We start from the raw sequence: 518 nt of genomic DNA, 5'->3' as shown, positions 1-518 counted from the left end.
GGTCGCCGGCGCGCCGGGCGCGCCCGAGCCGGCGTTCGCGCCGTGTCCGGCGGCGCTCGGGCTCTATCCGGTGGTGCCGTCGGCCGAGTGGGTCGAGCGCGTGCTCGATTACGGCGCGCGCACCGTGCAACTGCGCGTGAAGGGCGCGACGCCCGGCCAACTGGCGGCGGAAATCGCGCGCGCCGTGGCGGCCGGCCGCCGTTATCCGGACGCGCGCGTGTTCATCAACGATCACTGGCGGCTGGCGATCGAGGCGGGCGCATACGGCGTGCATCTCGGCCAGGAAGACCTGGAGACGGCCGATCTCGGCGCGATCGCCGCGGCCGGGCTGCGGCTCGGGCTGTCGAGCCACGGCTATTACGAAATGCTCGTTGCGCTGCGCATGCGGCCCAGCTATCTGGCGCTCGGGCCGGTGTACGCCACCGCCACCAAGGCCGTCGCCGCGCCGCCGCAGGGCCTGGCGCGGATCGCGCGCTACGCGCGTTTCGCCGGCCGGCGCGCGCCGCTGGTGGCGATCG

The 518-nt window shown here is 75.3% G+C and carries 1 protein-coding gene; it reads left to right on the top strand.

Features of this window, described 5'->3' with window-relative positions; all coding sequences use genetic code 11:
• On the top strand, positions 1 to 518 hold a 518-nt coding region (locus G3N92_RS34800; protein WP_206131972.1), incomplete at both ends, for a thiamine phosphate synthase.

This window comes from Burkholderia sp. Ac-20379 (assembly GCF_017104645.1).
Taxonomy (GTDB): Bacteria; Pseudomonadota; Gammaproteobacteria; order Burkholderiales; family Burkholderiaceae; genus Burkholderia.
Note: the sequence above shows the minus strand (reverse complement) of the source record. Positions and strands in the feature narration are given on the sequence as shown.